Source organism: Shewanella sp. LZH-2 (genome assembly GCF_016859145.1).
Classification (GTDB): domain Bacteria; phylum Pseudomonadota; class Gammaproteobacteria; order Enterobacterales; family Shewanellaceae; genus Shewanella; species Shewanella xiamenensis.
The window spans coordinates 3,462,476-3,480,805 of the sequence record NZ_CP069350.1 but is presented as its reverse complement, the minus strand read 5'-3'; the positions used below and the strand labels follow the sequence as shown (position 1 = coordinate 3,480,805).

16 protein-coding genes and 7 tRNA genes are annotated in these 18,330 nt (G+C 46.5%); 15 read left to right on the top strand and 8 right to left on the bottom strand.

Annotated elements, in window-relative coordinates:
- Positions 1–6: 6 nt before the first annotated feature.
- Positions 7–2,586: a leucine--tRNA ligase gene (gene leuS / locus JM642_RS15355; protein WP_037415179.1), complete on the bottom strand. Its 2,580-nt coding sequence runs from the start codon at positions 2,584–2,586 to the stop codon at positions 7–9.
- Positions 2,587–2,707: 121 nt separating this feature from the next.
- On the opposite strand from leuS, the gene JM642_RS15350 reads away from it, so the two are divergent.
- Positions 2,708–3,208, top strand: coding sequence for a zinc ribbon-containing protein (locus JM642_RS15350; protein WP_023268299.1), 501 nt, complete (start codon positions 2,708–2,710; stop codon positions 3,206–3,208).
- A 56-nt stretch (positions 3,209–3,264) separates the two neighbouring features.
- Here JM642_RS15350 and JM642_RS15345 read toward each other — a convergent pair whose 3' ends face one another.
- From JM642_RS15345 to miaB, 6 genes are all read right to left on the bottom strand, one after another.
- On the bottom strand, positions 3,265–3,759 hold the full coding sequence (locus JM642_RS15345) for a prepilin-type N-terminal cleavage/methylation domain-containing protein (RefSeq protein WP_037431688.1): 495 nt from the start codon (positions 3,757–3,759) through the stop codon (positions 3,265–3,267).
- Positions 3,756–5,324, bottom strand: coding sequence for an apolipoprotein N-acyltransferase (lnt, locus tag JM642_RS15340; RefSeq protein ID WP_099456848.1), 1,569 nt, complete (start codon positions 5,322–5,324; stop codon positions 3,756–3,758). Before lnt ends, JM642_RS15345 begins: the two co-directional genes overlap by 4 nt.
- Before the next feature lie 42 nt (positions 5,325–5,366).
- A complete protein-coding gene (gene corC, locus JM642_RS15335) occupies positions 5,367–6,242 on the bottom strand; it encodes a CNNM family magnesium/cobalt transport protein CorC (RefSeq protein WP_055648088.1) in 876 nt (291 codons plus the stop codon).
- Positions 6,243–6,281: 39 nt separating this feature from the next.
- A complete protein-coding gene (gene ybeY / locus JM642_RS15330) occupies positions 6,282–6,743 on the bottom strand; it encodes an rRNA maturation RNase YbeY (protein ID WP_023268295.1) in 462 nt (153 codons plus the stop codon).
- Positions 6,733–7,797, bottom strand: coding sequence for a PhoH family protein (locus JM642_RS15325; protein WP_055648089.1), 1,065 nt, complete (start codon positions 7,795–7,797; stop codon positions 6,733–6,735). The genes ybeY and JM642_RS15325 overlap by 11 nt, the downstream gene beginning before the upstream one ends.
- A 243-nt stretch (positions 7,798–8,040) precedes the next feature.
- The gene (gene miaB, locus JM642_RS15320) at positions 8,041–9,465 is read right to left on the bottom strand and encodes a tRNA (N6-isopentenyl adenosine(37)-C2)-methylthiotransferase MiaB (protein WP_055648090.1); all 1,425 of its coding nucleotides are present in this window, start codon (positions 9,463–9,465) and stop codon (positions 8,041–8,043) included.
- Between the two features lie 501 nt (positions 9,466–9,966).
- Between miaB and JM642_RS15315 the strand changes: the two genes are divergently transcribed.
- The 10 genes from JM642_RS15315 to JM642_RS15270 all read left to right on the top strand — a co-directional run bounded on the left by JM642_RS15315 (position 9,967) and on the right by JM642_RS15270 (position 14,144).
- Complete coding sequence (locus JM642_RS15315) at positions 9,967–11,181, top strand: FAD-dependent monooxygenase (RefSeq protein ID WP_055648091.1); 1,215 nt, start codon at positions 9,967–9,969, stop codon at positions 11,179–11,181.
- Between the two features lie 167 nt (positions 11,182–11,348).
- Positions 11,349–11,936 (top strand): aminoacyl-tRNA hydrolase, encoded by a 588-nt coding sequence (gene pth, locus JM642_RS15310; protein ID WP_037431406.1) that lies wholly within the window; start codon positions 11,349–11,351, stop codon positions 11,934–11,936.
- 137 nt (positions 11,937–12,073) lie between these two features.
- Positions 12,074–13,165, top strand: a complete 1,092-nt coding sequence (gene ychF, locus JM642_RS15305; RefSeq protein ID WP_203432096.1) for a redox-regulated ATPase YchF — start codon at positions 12,074–12,076, stop codon at positions 13,163–13,165.
- Positions 13,166–13,372: 207 nt separating this feature from the next.
- Positions 13,373–13,449: transfer RNA gene (locus JM642_RS15300), tRNA-Met, on the top strand.
- Positions 13,450–13,503: 54 nt separating this feature from the next.
- A tRNA-Leu gene (locus tag JM642_RS15295) sits at positions 13,504–13,588 on the top strand.
- Between the two features lie 45 nt (positions 13,589–13,633).
- Positions 13,634–13,708: transfer RNA gene (locus tag JM642_RS15290), tRNA-Gln, on the top strand.
- Positions 13,709–13,730: 22 nt separating this feature from the next.
- Positions 13,731–13,805: transfer RNA gene (locus JM642_RS15285), tRNA-Gln, on the top strand.
- A 1-nt stretch (position 13,806) separates the two neighbouring features.
- A tRNA-Met gene (locus tag JM642_RS15280) sits at positions 13,807–13,883 on the top strand.
- 81 nt (positions 13,884–13,964) lie between these two features.
- Positions 13,965–14,049 (top strand) — tRNA-Leu (locus JM642_RS15275).
- A gap of 20 nt (positions 14,050–14,069) precedes the next feature.
- Positions 14,070–14,144 (top strand) — tRNA-Gln (locus tag JM642_RS15270).
- A 289-nt stretch (positions 14,145–14,433) separates the two neighbouring features.
- On the opposite strand, the gene JM642_RS15265 is transcribed toward JM642_RS15270, so the two are convergent.
- Positions 14,434–15,069 carry a hypothetical protein gene (locus JM642_RS15265; RefSeq protein ID WP_047540206.1) on the bottom strand — a complete coding sequence of 212 codons (636 nt, stop codon included), beginning with the start codon at positions 15,067–15,069 and terminating at the stop codon, positions 14,434–14,436.
- Between the two features lie 411 nt (positions 15,070–15,480).
- Between JM642_RS15265 and JM642_RS15260 the strand changes: the two genes are divergently transcribed.
- From JM642_RS15260 to greA, 4 genes are all read left to right on the top strand, one after another.
- The gene (locus tag JM642_RS15260) at positions 15,481–16,077 is read left to right on the top strand and encodes a PepSY-associated TM helix domain-containing protein (protein WP_203432095.1); all 597 of its coding nucleotides are present in this window, start codon (positions 15,481–15,483) and stop codon (positions 16,075–16,077) included.
- A 16-nt stretch (positions 16,078–16,093) separates the two neighbouring features.
- Positions 16,094–16,606 (top strand): DUF2271 domain-containing protein, encoded by a 513-nt coding sequence (locus JM642_RS15255; protein ID WP_203433838.1) that lies wholly within the window; start codon positions 16,094–16,096, stop codon positions 16,604–16,606.
- A 29-nt stretch (positions 16,607–16,635) separates the two neighbouring features.
- Positions 16,636–17,454, top strand: coding sequence for a DUF4198 domain-containing protein (locus JM642_RS15250; RefSeq protein WP_037431543.1), 819 nt, complete (start codon positions 16,636–16,638; stop codon positions 17,452–17,454).
- A gap of 265 nt (positions 17,455–17,719) precedes the next feature.
- Positions 17,720–18,196: a transcription elongation factor GreA gene (greA, locus tag JM642_RS15245; RefSeq protein WP_011071421.1), complete on the top strand. Its 477-nt coding sequence runs from the start codon at positions 17,720–17,722 to the stop codon at positions 18,194–18,196.
- Positions 18,197–18,330 lie beyond the last annotated feature (134 nt).

Genomic DNA, 18,330 nt, shown 5'->3' with positions numbered 1-18,330 from the left:
ACGATGTTAGTTGGCAACGATGCTGAGCAGTTTACCGGGTACATAGATCACTTTACGAACCGTAACGCCATCTAAGTACTTGATGACTTGCTCGTCCGCCATACCCAGTGCTTCAACAGACGCTTGGTCAGCATCGGCCGCGACTGTGATTTTAGCGCGCACTTTACCGTTCACTTGCACCACGATGAGTTTACTGTCTTCAACCAGAGCAGATTCATCCACAACAGGCCATTGGCTGTCTTCGATACTGTTGGTGTTGCCCAGCTCATTCCACAGGGTGAAGCTCACGTGTGGGATGATGGGGTATAGTAAACGCACTACCGCAGTTAAGGCTTCGCCGATGATGGCTCGGTCTTGGCCTGTGGTTTGCGGCGCTTTTTGCAGGTGGTTCATCAGTTCCATCACGGCGGCAACCGCAGTATTGAACATCTGACGACGGCCGATATCATCGGTCACCTTAGCGATAGTCTTGTGCACTTCACGGCGCAGTGCTTTTTGCTCGCTTGTTAATTTGCTGACGTCTAGTGCTTCGCTGTTGTCCTGCGCCACATAATCGCTGGCCAGTTTCCACAGACGTTTGATAAAGCGGTGCGCGCCTTCAACGCCAGACTCTTGCCATTCCAGCGTTAATTCTGGTGGTGATGCGAACATCATAAACAGACGCACAGTGTCGGCACCGTATTTTTCGACCATTACCTGTGGGTCGATACCGTTGTTTTTCGACTTAGACATTTTGCACATACCGGTGTAAACCAGTTCGTTGCCGTCTTTATCGATAGCTTTAGTCACTCGGCCCTTGTCGTCTTTTTCGGTAGTGACTACATCCAGCGGAGACACCCATACACGGGCACCTTTATCGTTGGTGTAGTAGTAGGCATCGGCCAGAACCATGCCTTGGGTCAGCAGTTGTTTTGCTGGCTCGTTAGTGTTTACTAGACCCGCATCACGCAGCAACTTGTGGAAGAAGCGGAAATATAACAAGTGCATACAGGCGTGTTCGATACCACCAATGTACTGATCCACTGGCAACCAGTAGTTAGCCTTGGTTGGATCTAACATTTGATCAGCCTGTGGGCTGCAATAACGGGCGTAATACCATGAAGATTCCATAAAGGTATCAAAGGTATCGGTTTCGCGCAGCGCGTCTTGGCCGTTAACTTGGGTTTTCGCCCATTCTTTATCGGCCTTGATTGGGCTTTGGATCCCGTCCATCACCACATCTTCTGGCAGGATCACCGGCAGTTGATCTTCAGGTGTTGGAATAACAGTACCGTCGGCTAAGGTCACCATAGGAATTGGTGCGCCCCAGTAACGTTGACGTGATACACCCCAGTCACGCAGACGGTAGTTTACTTGGCGTTTGCCTTTACCTTCAGCCACTAATTTGTCGGCGATGGCATTGAAGGCGCCGTCAAAGTCTAAACCGTCGAACTCGCCAGAGTTAAACAGCACGCCTTTTTCGGTGTAAGCCGCTTCGCTGATGTCTAACTCCCCGTCAACAGGTTTGATAACCGCTTCGATTGGCAGATTGTACTTTTTCGCAAATTCGTAATCGCGTTGGTCGTGGCCTGGAACTGACATCACAGCGCCGGTGCCATAGTTCATTAGTACGAAGTTAGCCGCCCAAATGGGTACTTGCTTGCCAGTGATGGGGTGAATCGCGTATAGACCTGTCGCGACGCCACGTTTTTCCATGGTGGCTAAATCGGCTTCTGACGTGGTGCTGTTTTTGCACTCATCGATAAAGGCAGCCAGCTCAGGGTTAGTTTGCGCCGCTAATTCTGCTAATGGGTGACCCGCAGCAATCGCTACATAGGTGACACCCATCAGGGTATCGGGGCGGGTTGTGTAGATGTCGAATGACTTGTCACTACCCGCTACACCAAAGGTCATTTCCACGCCTTCGCTGCGACCAATCCAGTTGCGCTGCATGGTCTTAACTTGCTCAGGCCAACCGTCTAAGGTGTCGATATCGTTTAATAGTTCTTCGGCGTAGGCGGTGATCTTAATGAACCACTGTGGAATTTCTTTTTGTTCTACAGGGGTATCACAACGCCAGCAGCAACCGTCTTGTACCTGCTCGTTTGCCAGTACGGTTTCATCATTAGGGCACCAGTTAACAGAAGCTGTTTTCTTGTAAACTAAGCCTTTTTCGTACAGTTTAGTGAAGAACCATTGTTCCCAGCGGTAATATTCTGGGGTACAAGTGGCGATTTCACGGCTCCAGTCATAGCCAAAACCCAGCAATTTTAGCTGGTTTTTCATGTACTCAATATTTTGATAAGTCCATGGTGCTGGTGCCGTTTTGTTGTTGATTGCGGCGTTTTCTGCAGGCAAACCGAAAGAGTCCCAACCGATAGGTTGTAGCACGTTTTTGCCTTGAAGACGCTGGAAGCGGGCAACCACATCGCCTATGGTATAGTTGCGAACGTGTCCCATGTGGAGTCGACCTGAAGGGTACGGAAACATCGAAAGGCAATAAAACTTTTCTTTGTTTGCATCTTCAGTAACTTCAAAGGTTTTGTTGTCGTGCCAGTGCTTTTGCACTAAGGCTTCAATTTCTGAGGGATTATATTGCTCTTGCATCACGCTATTTCCGGCAGTGCCGCCTATTTATTTGATCTAACGCCATATCGACGCGAATAAGATCTGCATAGAATAAACTAGAAGCGATGCATTAAAAAGGTTCTATGAAGGAGTATTGGTTATGAATGATAGAAGTAGTGCGCTACTAGGACTGTATCAAGCCTTAATTAACGAAGTGAAAGCGCAATTTGCGGAAGATAACTCGCTGACTGCAAAGAATTTATTTAAGTCTGTCACTCAAGGGAAGGAGTTCTTACGCCTCAAAGAACAAGCGGGGGAAGATGAGCTCGCGTTAGTTGAGCAATTCTTAAAGCGTGATATCGCCAGCTTTTTGCGTGAGCAAAATGCCGACAGCTTAAGCCACAGCCCAACGGTGATCACTCTAGAAAACACCCTTTGGCATTGGTTAAGTGAAATCACCGACCGCAGCCAAGTGGAATGGCATGAACTGGCTCAAGACTTTAAACACCACGGCTATTACCAGAGTGGTGATATTGTTAGCCAAGGGGTGATGGTGTGCACTAACTGCGGCCATGAAATGAGTATTGAGTTTCCGGGCGTGATCCCCGATTGCCCCGAGTGTGACCATGAAGAGTTTACCCGTGAGGCTTTAACACCTTAGCCTTGTGGATGCGCCAGAAATAAAAAACGACGCTTAGCGTCGTTTTTTATTAGCCATCAACAGCCTTGGACATTGATATCGTAAAGCGGTGGTGTGTTGGCATCGGCTGCTTGGGTATAGCGGAAATAACATTGGTCATCGTTGACTAAGGTATTAGCATCCAAGTCGTAGCCAATATATGTAATATCAATACCTTGATATTGAATGACGAGTTTATCATCTTTCTCTATCCATTTTTCGATATCGGTATTGTCCAGATAACCCCACTTTAGGCGGGTTTCTGCCACACCATCACCATTGAGGTCGATGTCAATAATATCATCACGGCCTGCGACGGCTTGACTCTGTAAGCTGGGCATTTGGGTCTTGGAATAGGCTAAGGTATTTGCGGCTTTTACACTGGCATGGAGTTGCAGCAGACTTTTTTCCCGCGCCTCTTTGCTCAGGCCGATAAATTTCGGCGCGGCGATAACCGCTAAAATCCCGAGCACTATGATAACGACCACGAGTTCGATTAAGGTAAAACCTTGAGTGCGTTTCTGATTAATCATTTCAAATTCTGTTGCTGCTTTTGACGACGGATAAAACCGAGTAACAGCAGAGCTCCACATAAGGCTAACAGTGGTGTTTGGCCGATTTTAGCAAACCAAGTTTGGCCTGTAACCAGTGGAATTGTGGCTCGCAATACACCAGTTTCAAATTGCGGCAGAGAAGCTGTGATTTTGCCATGCTCATCGACAACGGCGGTTACACCATTATTGGTGGCGCGTACCAGAGGACGACCTAACTCAATGGCGCGCATTTGAGCAATTTCCATATGTTGTAATGGACCATTTGAGGTGCCAAACCAGGCATCGTTGGAGACGGTTAACAGCAGATCCGTCCCGAGATTAACGCTGTCACGCAATTGTTCAGGGAAGGCTATTTCATAACAAATTGCCGGCGCAATTTTATGGCCTACCGCGCTCAAGTTCGGTTGTTGATAATCGCCACGCGCAAAAGAGGACATGGGCAGATTAAAGAAAGGCGCAATCGGCCGCAGTAAGGCTTGAAAGGGCACAAATTCACCAATTGGCAACAGATGATGCTTTTTAAACTGGTTGCTGCCATCGCTTTCATAATCTGGGCTATCTTGCTGTTTCAGATTATGGTTACCTAATACAATCAGTGAATTATAAAAATCGTCATGTTGACGACTAATAATCCCGGTAATGATGGAGGTGTGGTTAAGGTTGGCCACTTTATTGGCATTATCCAAAAAGTCTTGCACTTGGTAGTCAGGCGCTGGGATCGCTGCTTCTGGCCAGACGATAATGTCAGCATCAAAGTGTTCACGGGACAAATCCATGTATTTCAACAGGGTTGGCCAGAGTGCATCGGGTTCCCATTTCATACTTTGCGGAATATTGCCTTGCACAAGCGCGACCTTGACCGACTCGCCTGTCGGCTTAATTTGTGAAAGCTTAGGCGCGACCCAAGTAGCGGCTGCGATGATGGGCAGTAAAATCAACAGACTTTTGTAGCGCTTGCTAAAACACAAGGCCAATGCGCCCGCAACCATGGCGATAATGAAACTTAATCCTAAGGCGCCAATAATACTCGCGAGTTCCTTTAATGGGCCTTCAGTTTGGGAATAGCCGGCCCAGATCCAGGGAAACCCTGTCATCACCCAGCCTCTGGCCCATTCGGTTAAGACCCAAAGCGCGGGGAAGAAGAGCAGGTTACGCCATAGCGAGGGAGTATTAGTGCGAGTCAACCACGCTAAACCCAGACCCGTTAAGGCTGGATAGAGGGCTAAATAGAGTGCTAACAGCGCCATTAGCCCTACTGAAGCGGCTAAGGGGAGGCCACCGAAGGTGTCCATACTGACATGCACCCAACTGATCCCAACGGCAAAACAGCCAAAACCAAAGCTTAACCAATGGAAAAAGCTTGCTTTAGGGCTTAAGGATTCACTCTGCCAAAGGGCTAACGCCATGGCGATAGGATAGATGATCCAGAAGGAATACGGGGCAAAGGAAAGCGCTGTACTGGCGCCTAAAATAAACGCCAGTACGAGGCGTAACGCACTCAATCGAGACTTTTGTTGGGCAAAAGCCCGAATGTTAGTTAGCACGGATCATTCTTCTTACAAGGAGAGTTATTCTTACGCAGAGGGTTATTCTACGTCTTCACCGATATTGGGATCGGGGAGTTTTACTCTGAGTTGGATTAAACGTCGGGTATCGGCGTTGATAACTTTAAATTCAATACCTTCGATCATGATGCTCTCATTGCGCTCCGGCAAGTGGCCAAAGGCATGGGACACCAAGCCACCAACGGTATCAAACTCTTCATCGCTGAAATGGGTGTTGAATTCTTCGTTAAAATCTTCGATAGGCGTAAGCGCCTTCACCATATAGACAGTATTGCCGACTTTGCGGATTTCGGTGTCTTCAGGGCTATCGTGATCGAATTCATCTTCAATCTCACCGACGATTTCTTCGAGAATATCTTCAATAGTTACCAGACCGGATACGCCACCGTATTCATCGACGACAATCGCCATATGGTAACGCTGGGAGCGGAATTCTTTGAGTAACACATCGACGCGTTTACTCTCTGGCACAACAACCGCTGGGCGGATCACGCGCTCAAGGGAAAAGGGTTCTTCACTGTTTGAGAAACCATAAGGGATCAAATCTTTAGCCAGTAAAATGCCTTCGATATGGTCTTTGTCTTCGTTAACCACTGGGAAGCGAGAATGGCCTGAACCGATAACAGTTGCGAGCAACTCTTCAACGGTATTGTCGATTTGAATCGCGACAATTTGAGCTCGTGGGATCATAATGTCCCGAACACGCATATCGGAAACTTCCAATACACCTTTAATCATTTCGCGGGTGTCTTCTGATATCAGTTCGCGCTGTTCTGCGCCATCAATTACATCAACTAAGTCTTCGCGATTTTGAGGTTCGCCCTGAAATAACTGACTTACTCTGTCAAACCAGCTTTTCTTTTGGGCGTTCGTACTCGGGGGGATATCGTCACTCATAGTTTTCTCATTAACCTTGATAGAGAGTATCTCAGTTAATTATTGTTCCTTATATGGGTCAGTAAAACCTAAGCTTTCAATGAGTTGAGTCTCTAAAGACTCCATCTCTTCGGCTTCTTCGTCTTCAATGTGATCATAACCTAGCAGATGCAGGCAACCATGTACAACCATGTGTGCCCAATGGGCTTCTAGAGTTTTATCTTGTTCACGCGCTTCATTTTCAACGACTGCGGCACAAATGACAAGATCTCCAAGCAGCGGAAGTTCAATTTCTGGCGGTGCTTCAAAGGGAAACGACAACACATTAGTGGGCTTGTCTTTCCCTCTGTAAGTGCTGTTTAGCATTTGGCTTTCACGGGCATCGACGATACGGATCGTCAGCTCCGCCTGTTCCATGCTATTACCAATGGCGGTTTTTACCCAGAGGGCAAATTGTTCTTCACTAGGAAGATAGTCACTCGCCGTGGCGTATTGCACATCTAAGGCTAAATCAAGACTCATGCTTTATAACTTCCTGTTGCGTTTGTGGGTGCGCTTGTTGATTGTCGCGGCGCTCTTTTTCGGCCTTTAATGCCTGCTCTTTACGATCAAAAGCCTCATAGGCTTCGACAATGCGAGCAACCACAGGATGACGCACAACGTCTTGAGACACGAAGAAGTTGAAGCTGATCTCTTCCACTTGGCTTAATACTTCAATGGCGTGGCGCAGACCTGACTTAACATGTTTGGGTAAGTCGGTTTGGGTGATGTCACCCGTGATCACCGCGCGTGAGTTAAAGCCAATACGGGTTAAGAACATTTTCATCTGCTCAACCGTGGTGTTTTGGCTCTCATCGAGAATAATAAAGGCATCGTTTAAGGTGCGGCCGCGCATGTAGGCCAAAGGCGCTACTTCGATAACGTTTTTCTCGATTAAGCGCTCGACCTTTTCAAAGCCGAGCATTTCAAACAAGGCATCATAGAGCGGGCGCAGATAGGGGTCGACCTTCTGGCTTAAATCGCCCGGTAAGAAGCCGAGTTTTTCCCCCGCTTCAACCGCGGGGCGGGTGAGCAGAATACGGCGCACTTCTTGACGCTCTAGTGCATCAACCGCGGCGGCCACCGCTAAGTAGGTTTTACCCGTTCCCGCAGGCCCAATACCAAAGGTAATATCATGGCGCACAATGTTGGCCACATAGGTGCTTTGGTTGGGGTTGCGCGGTTTTATCACGCCACGGCGGGTTTTGATAAATAAGGCTTTATCGTCACCGCTGTCGTCCTGCTCTAGGGCAATGGCTTCTTGAATTGCCAAATGCACTTGTTCAGGGTCGAGATCCGGCGTGCTGCCCTTGACCGTTTGAGTTTCAATATAGAGCTGCTTAAGTAAGTTATTGGCACTTAAACAGTGACGTGGTAATCCGGTAATTTGGAAATGGTTGTTCTTACGGACTATCTCAACGCCAACGCGACGCTCAATCTGTTTGATATTGTCATCGAAGGGACCGCACAGTGAAGCCAAACGGCGGGTTTCTGCTGGTTCGAGATACAAATTCATTGTGGTTAATTTACTGGACAAACAGTGCTCCTATTGTCAAATAACAAGCAAATTATCAAATACCAAGCAAAGTGCTGAGTGAAAGTCAAGTGCGATGTCAGTTTGCTATCGCTGCCTCTTATCAGAAGATAATTTCAGTTTACGAGCCATCTATCATAATTGCTAACGGAAAATCATCAATTACAGCAGTTGTTAAGGCCATAAAATAAGAGGGCGACATTGTCGCCCTCTTTATATAGGTACACTCACCCAAGATTTAAACCCTTAAGGTTTAAATTGAGTGACACCGAGATCATCATCTTGCTTATGCTTCGCCAGAATATCCGATGGGCGCAGGTTACGGCGCAGATCCATTTCATCTTCACCGCGGATAAATTTACCGCGTAGCGAGTTAGTGTAAACGTCGACAATCTCGACATCCACAAAGGTACCAATGTGTTTTGGTAAGCCTTCAAAGTTCACCACACGGTTGTTTTCGGTGCGACCGCGCAGTTCCATCGGGTTTTTCACCGAGGGGCCTTCAACCAGAATGCGTTGCACTGTACCCATCATATGGCGGCTGTAACGCATGGCCTGTTGAGTGATACGGTCTTGTAGAATCGCCAGACGTTGCTTTTTCTCTTCCATATCAACGTCATCGGGTAAATCTGCCGCTGGCGTGCCTGGGCGCGCACTGTAGATAAAGCTAAAGCTGTGGTCAAAACCTACATCTTCAATCAGCTTCATGGTATCGGCGAAGTCTTCTTTCGTTTCACCAGGGAAACCAATAATAAAGTCGGAGCTGATTTGGATATCAGGGCGGGCTTTACGCAGACGGCGGATGATTGACTTGTACTCAATCGCCATATGGCCACGCTTCATTGCGGTGAGAATGCGGTCAGAACCTGACTGCACGGGTAAGTGCAAGAAACTCACTAATTCAGGCGTATCTTCGTAAACGTCGATGATATCCTGGGTAAATTCAATCGGGTGACTGGTGGTGAAGCGAATACGGTCGATGCCGTCGATAGCGGCAACATAGCGTAATAGCTCGGCAAAGGTACAGATCCCGCCATCGTGGGTTGCGCCACGGTAGGCATTGACGTTTTGACCGAGCAGGTTAACTTCGCGCACACCTTGTTCTGCCAGTTGGGCAATTTCAAGAATGATGTCGTCCGATGGGCGGCTGACTTCTTCACCACGGGTATAAGGTACCACGCAGAATGAACAGTATTTGCTACAACCTTCCATAATTGACACAAACGCCGTTGGGCCTTCGGCGCGTGGTTCGGGAAGACGGTCAAATTTTTCGATCTCAGGAAAACTCACATCGATCACTGCTTTATCGCCGCGGCGTACTTGTTCGATCATCTCCGGTAGACGGTGAAGCGTCTGTGGGCCAAAGATGATGTCAACACAATGAGCTCGGTCTTTAATCGCTTTACCTTCTTGAGATGCAACACAGCCACCCACACCAATAATCAGGTCAGGATTTTTATCTTTGAGTGTTTTCCAACGACCTAACTGATGGAACACTTTTTCCTGTGCTTTTTCACGGATAGAACAAGTGTTCAGCAGCAGAATATCTGCTTCTTCTGCTTCTTCAGTTAAGGTGTAACCTTGGTATTCGCCTAAAAGATCCGCCATCTTAGATGAGTCGTACTCATTCATTTGACAGCCCCAAGTTTTAATATGGAGTTTTTTGCTCATCAGTTGTGTTGCCCTACGCTGCCCTGTAAAAAGAGTCCCGAGCCGTCGTTGCCTTGTAAAAAGACCAACAGACCGCCCAGTCAAAATAGCGCGACATTTTACCCGCAGTTGTGGCTGCTGACCAGCGTTGTCCACATTTTTACTCGCTAATCCTATCGGATTATGATACCCACAAAGAAGCTAGGTTTATCGCTATTGATGGGTTTTAGGTGATTTATTCTTGGTGACTTAGTGCAGCATTTGCCATTGGCAACAAGCTATTGCTGGAGCAAATGCCAATGTCTTCACGGATTTAGAGTCGAAATACGTTCAACATTTCCGTGGTGTAGTGATATAGGGCATAATCGAGCCTGTTGCGGTAACTGACGGTAACGTTTACATGGTTGGTGTGGCAGCCAATGCATTATTTATAGCGCAGCTGTTGCGAATGGCGATGGTGTGACAAGGTGCATTTGACAAGTCTAAACAACAATATGAGTGGTAATTAAGATGAGCCGAACAATGAGCCAAACACAGCAATCTGCACCGATAACATCAGAGACTCAATCCTTTGATGTGGTTTTAGTCGGTAGCGGCATGGTGGGCGCGGCAACGGCGATTGGTCTTGCACAGCAAGGACTTAACGTTGCTGTAGTTGAGTCCTTTACGCCCGAGGCTTATTCTCCAGAGCAGGCATTAGATGTGAGGGTTTCGGCAATAAGCGTTGCCTCTGAACATTTACTTGAGCAGTTAGGCGCATTAGACAGCTTACTTAAGATGCGTAATGTGCCTTATCTTGGCTTAGAGACTTGGGAGCTTGATGGCTGTATTACCCAATTCCATAGCTCACAAATCGGCGCTAGCCATTTAGGCCATATCGTTGAAAACCGTTTAGTGCAGCTCGCCCTGTGGGAGCAAATGCAGCAATGGGAAAATATTCAACTCTTTTGCCCTGAGCGCGTTGCCCACTTTGCGCGTGGCGTTGATACGGTAAGCGTGCACTTACAATCCGGTTATTCACTTGAGGCTAAGCTGTTGGTTGGCGCTGACGGTGCGAATTCTCAAGTACGCCAATGGGCGGGCATTGGGATTTCGGGTTGGGACTATGCTCAATCGGCCATGCTGATTAATATCCAAACCGCCCAAGGTCAACAAGATGTGACTTGGCAGCAATTTACACCTAGCGGCCCACGTTCCTTGTTACCTTTACCCGGTAATCATGCCTCGTTAGTTTGGTATGATGATGCCAATCGCATCAAACAGTTAATGCAACTGAATAATAAACAGTTGGCCGACCAAATTCGCCAGCATTTTCCATCTCGTTTAGACAGTGATTTTACGGTTGAGGCCAAGGGCAGCTTTGCGCTCACGCGCCGGCATGCTCAGGCTTATTTTAAGCCAAATGTGGTGATTTTAGGGGATGCAGCGCACACCATTAATCCGCTTGCTGGTCAAGGGGTTAACCTTGGATTTAAAGATGTTGGAGCTTTATTGACAGCCATCAAGACGGCATTAACTGAGGATAAACCATGGTGGTCAACCGAGGTATTAAGCCAATATCAAGCAAAACGTTACCTTGATAATCAGCTGATGATGACCACTATGGATGTGTTTTACGCTAGCTTTAGTAATGATATTTTGCCGCTTAAATTACTTCGCAATGGCGCATTAAAATTGGCCAATATCAATTCTCCCATCAAACAAACTGTACTTAAGTATGCGATGGGGCTCAATTAGTTCCTCGTTGTGAGCACTTGCTTACTCGGTATTTGTTGACTTACGCATTGAGTGCTAAAATGCCGCGTTTTTAACGAGTATAAGCGGCATTATTAGCTCAATATGGTCGACCTGTGTGCTTTGCCATCGACCAATTAACGCAGTATTGAGTGCCATTAGTGAGTGTCATGAGCGAAATTAAATTAATCGTAGGGCTTGCCAATCCGGGTACTGAATATGCCCAGACTCGCCATAATGCGGGTGCTTGGTATGTGGAAGAATTAGCCCGTATTTGTGGTGTGAGCTTAGTCGCCGATAGCAAGTATTTTGGCTTGACAGCCAGAGCCGTATTACACGGTAAAGATGTGCGTTTACTCATACCGACTACGTATATGAACTTAAGTGGTAAAGCCGTAGGTGCTTTAGCTAATTTCTTTCGTATTACACCTGAAGAAATTCTGGTGGCCCACGATGAGCTGGATATGCCACCTGGCGTGGCTAAATTTAAACTCGGTGGCGGCCATGGTGGTCATAACGGCTTAAAAGACATTATTGCCAAATTAGCGAATGATAAAAACTTCTATCGTTTACGGATTGGGATTGGTCATCCCGGCGATAAAAATAAAGTCAGTGGCTACGTATTGGGTAAGGCTCCCGCGAAAGAGCAAGAGCTGATCAATGCTGCCGTAGACGAAGCCGTGCGCTCAACTGAAATTTTATTTAAAGAGGACATGGTGAAAGCCATGACTCGATTACACTCCTTTAAAGCGGAGTAATGTTTGGGTAGGCGCTTTGTTATAGGTCGCTATTCAAACGTCAAGACGATTTATCAATGTGCTGCCAAGGGGCAGTGCGACTAAAACTTGCTGGTGAGTGTGACTTGCCAGCCAATCATCGAGAGAAAGGTAAGAATATGGGTTTTAAATGCGGCATTGTTGGTCTTCCTAACGTAGGTAAATCAACGCTTTTTAATGCGTTAACTAAGGCTGGCATCGAAGCGGCAAACTTCCCGTTTTGTACCATTGAGCCAAACACTGGTGTAGTGCCTGTGCCGGATCCTCGTTTAGATGCGCTGGCGGCAATTGTTAATCCTCAACGTATACTGCCAACCACCATGGAGTTCGTGGATATCGCAGGCCTAGTTGCAGGTGCTTCTAAAGGTGAAGGTTTAGGGAACAAGTTCCTTGCTAACATCCGTGAAACCGATGCTATTGGTCATGTGGTACGTTGTTTTGACGATGACAACATCGTTCACGTTGCAAACAAAGTGGATCCTGCTCGCGACATCGAAGTGATCAATACCGAGTTGGCGCTTGCCGACTTAGATAGCTTAGAGAGCGCCGTTATTCGTCAGCAAAAACGTGCTAAGGGTGGCGATAAAGACGCTAAGTTTGAGGTTGAAGTCCTTGAGAAAATGCGTCCAGTGCTCGATGAAGCCAAAATGCTGCGCTCGATGGATCTTTCTAAGGAAGAATTAGAAGCTGTTGCTTACTTAAATTTCTTAACCTTAAAGCCAACCATGTACATTGCCAACGTGGCTGAAGATGGGTTTGACAATAACCCACACTTAGATGCAGTGCGTGCCATTGCTGAAAAAGAAAACGCCATTGTGGTTTCAGTGTGCGCTGCAATTGAATCAGAATTGGCTGAAATGGATGTTGAAGAACGCGATGAGTTTATGGCAGACCTTGGGTTAGAAGAGCCTGGGTTGGATCGCGTAATCCGTGCGGGTTACCAGTTATTGAACCTGCAAACTTACTTCACTGCGGGCGTAAAAGAAGTGCGTGCTTGGACCGTTTCTGTAGGCGCGACTGCACCACAGGCGGCGGGCGTTATTCATACCGACTTCGAACGTGGGTTTATCCGTGCACAAGTGGTGGCATTTGACGACTTTATTGCCTATAAAGGTGAAGCTGGCGCCAAAGAAGCGGGTAAATTACGTGTAGAAGGCAAGACTTATATCGTTCAAGATGGCGATGTGATGCACTTCCTGTTTAACGTATAAGTTAGTCATTATTGGGCTAAGCTGTAGAAAGTTAGGCAAAATACGGGCAACAGAGGCTGATTTAGTGCATCTGTTGCTCAGTTTGGTGAAGTAATAGCCGAACGGTTTGTATCAAGGAAAATAGCGAAAAAAAGCTGTTGACCTCGATACCTCGAATAAGCATAATACGCCCCGTTCCTCGCTACGAGGGGCGCGCAATAACGAAGTGGCAATGTAGCTCAGCTGGTTAGAGCACAGCACTCATAATGCTGGGGTCGCAGGTTCAAGTCCCGCCATTGCTACCATTTCGTTATACTAGCTTTTGCTAGCATCGCTTCAGGATGTAAAATTGAAACTGTGCGGGAATGGTGAAATTGGTAGACACGCCAGATTTAGGTTCTGGTGCCGCAAGGTGTGAGAGTTCAAGTCTCTCTTCCCGTACCATTATTTTAAACATCTGCGTTAGCGGGTGATGAAACAAGTTTTAGTTGGGGTATCGCCAAGCGGTAAGGCACCGGGTTTTGATCCCGGCATACCTAGGTTCGAATCCTAGTACCCCAGCCATCATTTCATGTTTCTCAGTTTTTGGGGTATCGCCAAGCGGTAAGGCACCGGGTTTTGATCCCGGCATACCTAGGTTCGAATCCTAGTACCCCAGCCATGGCAATGTAGCTCAGCTGGTTAGAGCACAGCACTCATAATGCTGGGGTCGCAGGTTCAAGTCCCGCCATTGCTACCATATTTAAATCCACGTAAATCAATTGGTTTATCTGGTAAAAATCCAGAGATGCTTGTATGAGTGAATCTGGTACATTTTGATGCGGGAATGGTGAAATTGGTAGACACGCCAGATTTAGGTTCTGGTGCCGCGAGGTGTGAGAGTTCAAGTCTCTCTTCCCGTACCATCAAAGTGAAACAAGTTAATTGGGGTATCGCCAAGCGGTAAGGCACCGGGTTTTGATCCCGGCATACCTAGGTTCGAATCCTAGTACCCCAGCCATAGTTAAAAAGCCCGTCCTACGACGGGCTTTTTGCTTTCTGTCTTTTGTATATGCTTGTCGAATCATCCTCTGGTTACTTCGCTATTTTTCAATCTACTTCTCCATTGTTAGTGTGTTATGGCATTGCTGAGTGTTTTGGCGATATGAGAATGACTAATGGCTAAGATGCGCTTAATTGGCTTAGATAGGTGTTTATAGAAATAAAAGCCACAGTGTTCAATAAACACTGTGGCTAACACCGATAAAAGTGAAATGCGACTAAAAAGCTCGCCGAGCGTTGAGTAGTGGTTATTGTACGGGTTTTACTTCTTTAACTGCTGTGGGAGCTGCGACTTCGTTCACCGCTTTTTCAAGCACCGTTTCCTGTGTAGCTTTTACATCGCCTGTGGCAACCGCTTTTAGGGGCGCAGCTGCTGGGATTTGTTCTTGCAGTTTTTCCGTGCCAGCTTCTATGGCCTTTTGCTGCAGTTTTTGCGGATCCGTATAGTCAGCCAGTTCTTTTGGCCAGCTTGGAACGAGTTTCTCTGCTTGATTGGTAAACTGCTCAGAGATAATTTTTGGCGAGCCACCCGTTAATAACATCACTGCCATTTGGTTGGTTTCTGAATTCCATACAAATCCGGCTTTTTCGGCCATTTCAGGCACGGGAGTATAAGTCGACACCATATAAAATAAGGGGCCTTCCTGTTGAATTTTGTCGGCAGTTTTTAACAGAGATACTGTGGTCTCATAGTTATCACCGAGTAGCGACTTCATACGATCTTTAATGAGAGGCTGTTCGAATAGCCCGACATCATTAGGATTTAATCCTACGAGGGGTTTTAGCAGTGCCCACATCAGTTGGCCTTGAGGTGACATTAACAGCAGTGGAGCAACACAGGCGTTTAGCATTAATGCGAGCCAAATAATGTTAAGGCAACGCATTTTTTTGAGCAGAGTTGTACCCAAGATGATATTTCCTTTGGAAGTACCAGCAAGTCGCCGGCGGCGGATTGTAGCCGATTGTGATTCTGTAAACGAGAGGGGGAATAGGGTAAATTTTAAGTGTGATTTTAAGTCCAAATGTTGCTTTTTATCTATATGAATTAATTGTAATTCTCCAAATGTTGCAAAGTATCTTTATTCGAGAGTTTGTCTCCCTTCAAGTTATACCAGCGCTGCTTTTATCTAACGCTACCGTATTGAGTATGTAAAGATTGTAAACTTGGTGCTTTTTGATAATAAATATCATTTACTATCAGCCCATTAATTTTATTTCATACAGGCACTAAGTTCTGCTGTGTTTTGGCGATTTTAGGCAGCAATCCCTGAAATACCTTTTTTGAGAGTCAGTCGTTGAAATTTAAAGTCAGTAAATCATCTCTTTCCTACGCACGCATTATCCATGTCTACGTCTCAATGGCGTTGCTTTTGTTAATGCTATTTTTCGCGATTACGGGGATCACCTTAAATCACCCCAATTGGTTTTCGTCTGCGGATCAAGAGCCACTGCGCGAGCAGTTTGATATTCCCAGTTATTTAATTCCCGCTGCGTCGCAGGAGCCCGAGTGGCGTTTAGCTGCGGGGCATTGGCTTAAAAGTCAATGGGATATGGATATTACCACTGCCGATATCGATGAGGATGAAATCAGCCTAATGAGTAAGGGGCCTGGTACCTATCGCACAGTCACCCTCGATCTGCTCGACGGCAAAGCCTATATCGAGACCTTAGATTATGGCGTTGTCGCAGTGCTAAATGATCTGCACAAGGGCCGTAATACTGGAAGTGTCTGGGCTTGGGTACTCGATCTTTGTGCGCTGTTGATTATTTTGTTCTCACTCACGGGTGCTTATTTACTGTTACCTCAAACCAAAAGACTAAAAAAATCGTTGTTTTATATGGTGATCGTCAGCTCTGGCTGCGCACTTGTTTATGTTTATTTTGTTCCATAGGGAGAGCCGATTGATGATGCGTCATCTTATTCGCACCACTGCTATCGGTGCGTTGTTTGTGAGTTCTGCGGTATTGGCCGCACCGAAAATGACCGTAGATTTAACCTTGCCAGAAATTACCGAGGGCCAGTATCACAGACCCTATGTGGCTGTATGGGTTGAGGATGCCAAGGGCCAAACCGTTAAAACCATAAGCCTATGGGTATGGGATGAAGGCCATAAATGGCTCAAGGATATTCGTCGTTGGTGGCGTAAAGCCGGACGTGAGGATATGAGCTTTGTCGATGGTATCGCCTCAGCAACACGTCCTGCTGGCCACTACAAAATTGATTGGGACTTAAAAGATGATGCAGGTAAACTTCTTGTTCCTGCCTCCTACACGGTGTTTATCGAAGTGGTGCGTGAGCATGGTGGCCGTGATTTGGTCAGACAAAACTTTGATTTATCGGCGGGGGATTTTACAGCCCAATTACCCGCCACCACTGAAACTGGCGTCATTGATATTCGCTTAAGCGGCATGACTCGCTAAGCCTAGTATTTAACGAAAAGGATGTGAAGATGAAATTACGTTTTGTTGCCTTAGTTAGCGCACTGTGCATCAGCCCATTTGCCAGCAGCCATGACCGCTGGATTCTACCTAGCCACTACAATGTGTCGGCAGAAAGTAATGAGGCAGTTTGGATTACTTCTGATGTTTCCGCTAGTAACCAAGTGTTTATGGTTGATAAGCCTGTTACGGCTAGCGATGTGAAAGTGTATTTACCCGATGGCAAGTCGAGTTCACCAAGTTCGAGCTACACTGGCGGCCGTAAATCAGTTTTTGATGTGCAGCTCTTACAAGACGGCACCTATAAGTTCGAGAAAGAAGTTACGCCTCGGTATTTTTCGGTTTACAAAGTCAAAGGAAAAGAAGAGGTAGTGCGTAGTCGTCTTGATAAAAAAGCGACCGCAGCTGTCATGCCAAAGGATGCCTATGATCTTAAAGGCTCATTAACCGTTGCTAGGGTTGAAACCTATGTGACTCGCAATAAACCAACCGATAAGGTACTGGCACCTAAAGGTGAATACTTAGAATTAGTACCTATCACGCATCCTGCTGATATTGTTGAGAATGAACCTGCAACACTGCAATTTGTTTATGATGGAAAGCCCGTTGAAGGCGTCAGCGTAGCCATTATGAAGGACGGTAGCCTATATCGTAACAAGCCAGAGGAAATTAGCTTAACCTCTGATAAAGAAGGTAAAGTGGCGATGACGTTACCTGCCGCTGGCCGTTATTTATTACATGCCTCTATCGAGCGTCCAAGCCCAGATAAATCCCTTGCCGATAAGACGGTAAGCGAAATCTTTTTGACCTTCGAAGCAGGGCTTGAATAAGCTAACACTTTATTACTAAAGTGATTAATGCCCACAAACTTAGTTTGTGGGCATTTTTGTTTTTAGCTCTTGCCGTAATTAAGATCGCACTATCATTCTTTACTACTAGCATCTGGGCGCTAGCTTCAGTAAGCTGCAAGGGTGCACAGTTCTTGATGCATCCCACGCGCATAACGATTAGAATAGCGCAATTCCACCCTGATTTTACTGTGTTGACCTTAGCGTCGGCACGGGTTGCTTTTGTTTAAAGGAGACGAAAGAAGTTATGACTAAGGTTCCTATGACAGTTGTCGGTGCAGAACAGCTGCGTAAAGAGTTAGATATGCTCAAGTTTGAACGTCGCCCTAAAATCACTGAAGCGATTGCCTCAGCGAGAGAATTAGGCGATCTGAAGGAAAACGCTGAATACCACGCAGCCCGTGAAGAGCAAGGTATTTGTGAAGCGCGTATCCGTGATATTGAAGGCAAACTTTCTAACGCGCAGATCATCGATGTGACTAAGATGGTGAACAACGGTCGTATTATTTTTGGCGCGACTGTGACTATCTTAAATCTCGATACCGATGCTGAAGTTACCTACCGAATCGTAGGTGACGATGAAGCCAACATCAAAGAAAACCTGATTTCAGTCAACTCTCCGATCGCCCGAGGATTAGTGGGTAAAAATGAAGGGGATGAAGTGTCTATCACGACCCCCGGTGGTTTGACCGACTACGAAATTATTTCGGTGCAATATATCTAAGCCTTTATATCATCAGGTTATTTACCATTGAAAGCCGCTTTTAGCGGCTTTTTTTATGTCTTTTTGATACTTAACACGTTGCGCAATAAGTCTCTTTGCAGTGCGAACTTAGCAAGATGGATAAAGTTTAATTT

Coding starts and splice junctions, on each gene's coding strand:
- leuS (WP_037415179.1), bottom strand. CDS start 2,586: ATGCAAGAGCAATATAATCCCTCAGAAATTGAAGCCTTAGTGCAAAAG.
- JM642_RS15350 (WP_023268299.1), top strand. CDS start 2,708: ATGAATGATAGAAGTAGTGCGCTACTAGGACTGTATCAAGCCTTAATT.
- JM642_RS15345 (WP_037431688.1), bottom strand. CDS start 3,759: ATGATTAATCAGAAACGCACTCAAGGTTTTACCTTAATCGAACTCGTG.
- corC (WP_055648088.1), bottom strand. CDS start 6,242: ATGAGTGACGATATCCCCCCGAGTACGAACGCCCAAAAGAAAAGCTGG.
- ybeY (WP_023268295.1), bottom strand. CDS start 6,743: ATGAGTCTTGATTTAGCCTTAGATGTGCAATACGCCACGGCGAGTGAC.
- miaB (WP_055648090.1), bottom strand. CDS start 9,465: ATGAGCAAAAAACTCCATATTAAAACTTGGGGCTGTCAAATGAATGAG.
- JM642_RS15315 (WP_055648091.1), top strand. CDS start 9,967: ATGAGCCAAACACAGCAATCTGCACCGATAACATCAGAGACTCAATCC.
- pth (WP_037431406.1), top strand. CDS start 11,349: ATGAGCGAAATTAAATTAATCGTAGGGCTTGCCAATCCGGGTACTGAA.
- ychF (WP_203432096.1), top strand. CDS start 12,074: ATGGGTTTTAAATGCGGCATTGTTGGTCTTCCTAACGTAGGTAAATCA.
- JM642_RS15265 (WP_047540206.1), bottom strand. CDS start 15,069: ATGCGTTGCCTTAACATTATTTGGCTCGCATTAATGCTAAACGCCTGT.
- JM642_RS15255 (WP_203433838.1), top strand. CDS start 16,094: ATGCGTCATCTTATTCGCACCACTGCTATCGGTGCGTTGTTTGTGAGT.
- JM642_RS15250 (WP_037431543.1), top strand. CDS start 16,636: ATGAAATTACGTTTTGTTGCCTTAGTTAGCGCACTGTGCATCAGCCCA.
- greA (WP_011071421.1), top strand. CDS start 17,720: ATGACTAAGGTTCCTATGACAGTTGTCGGTGCAGAACAGCTGCGTAAA.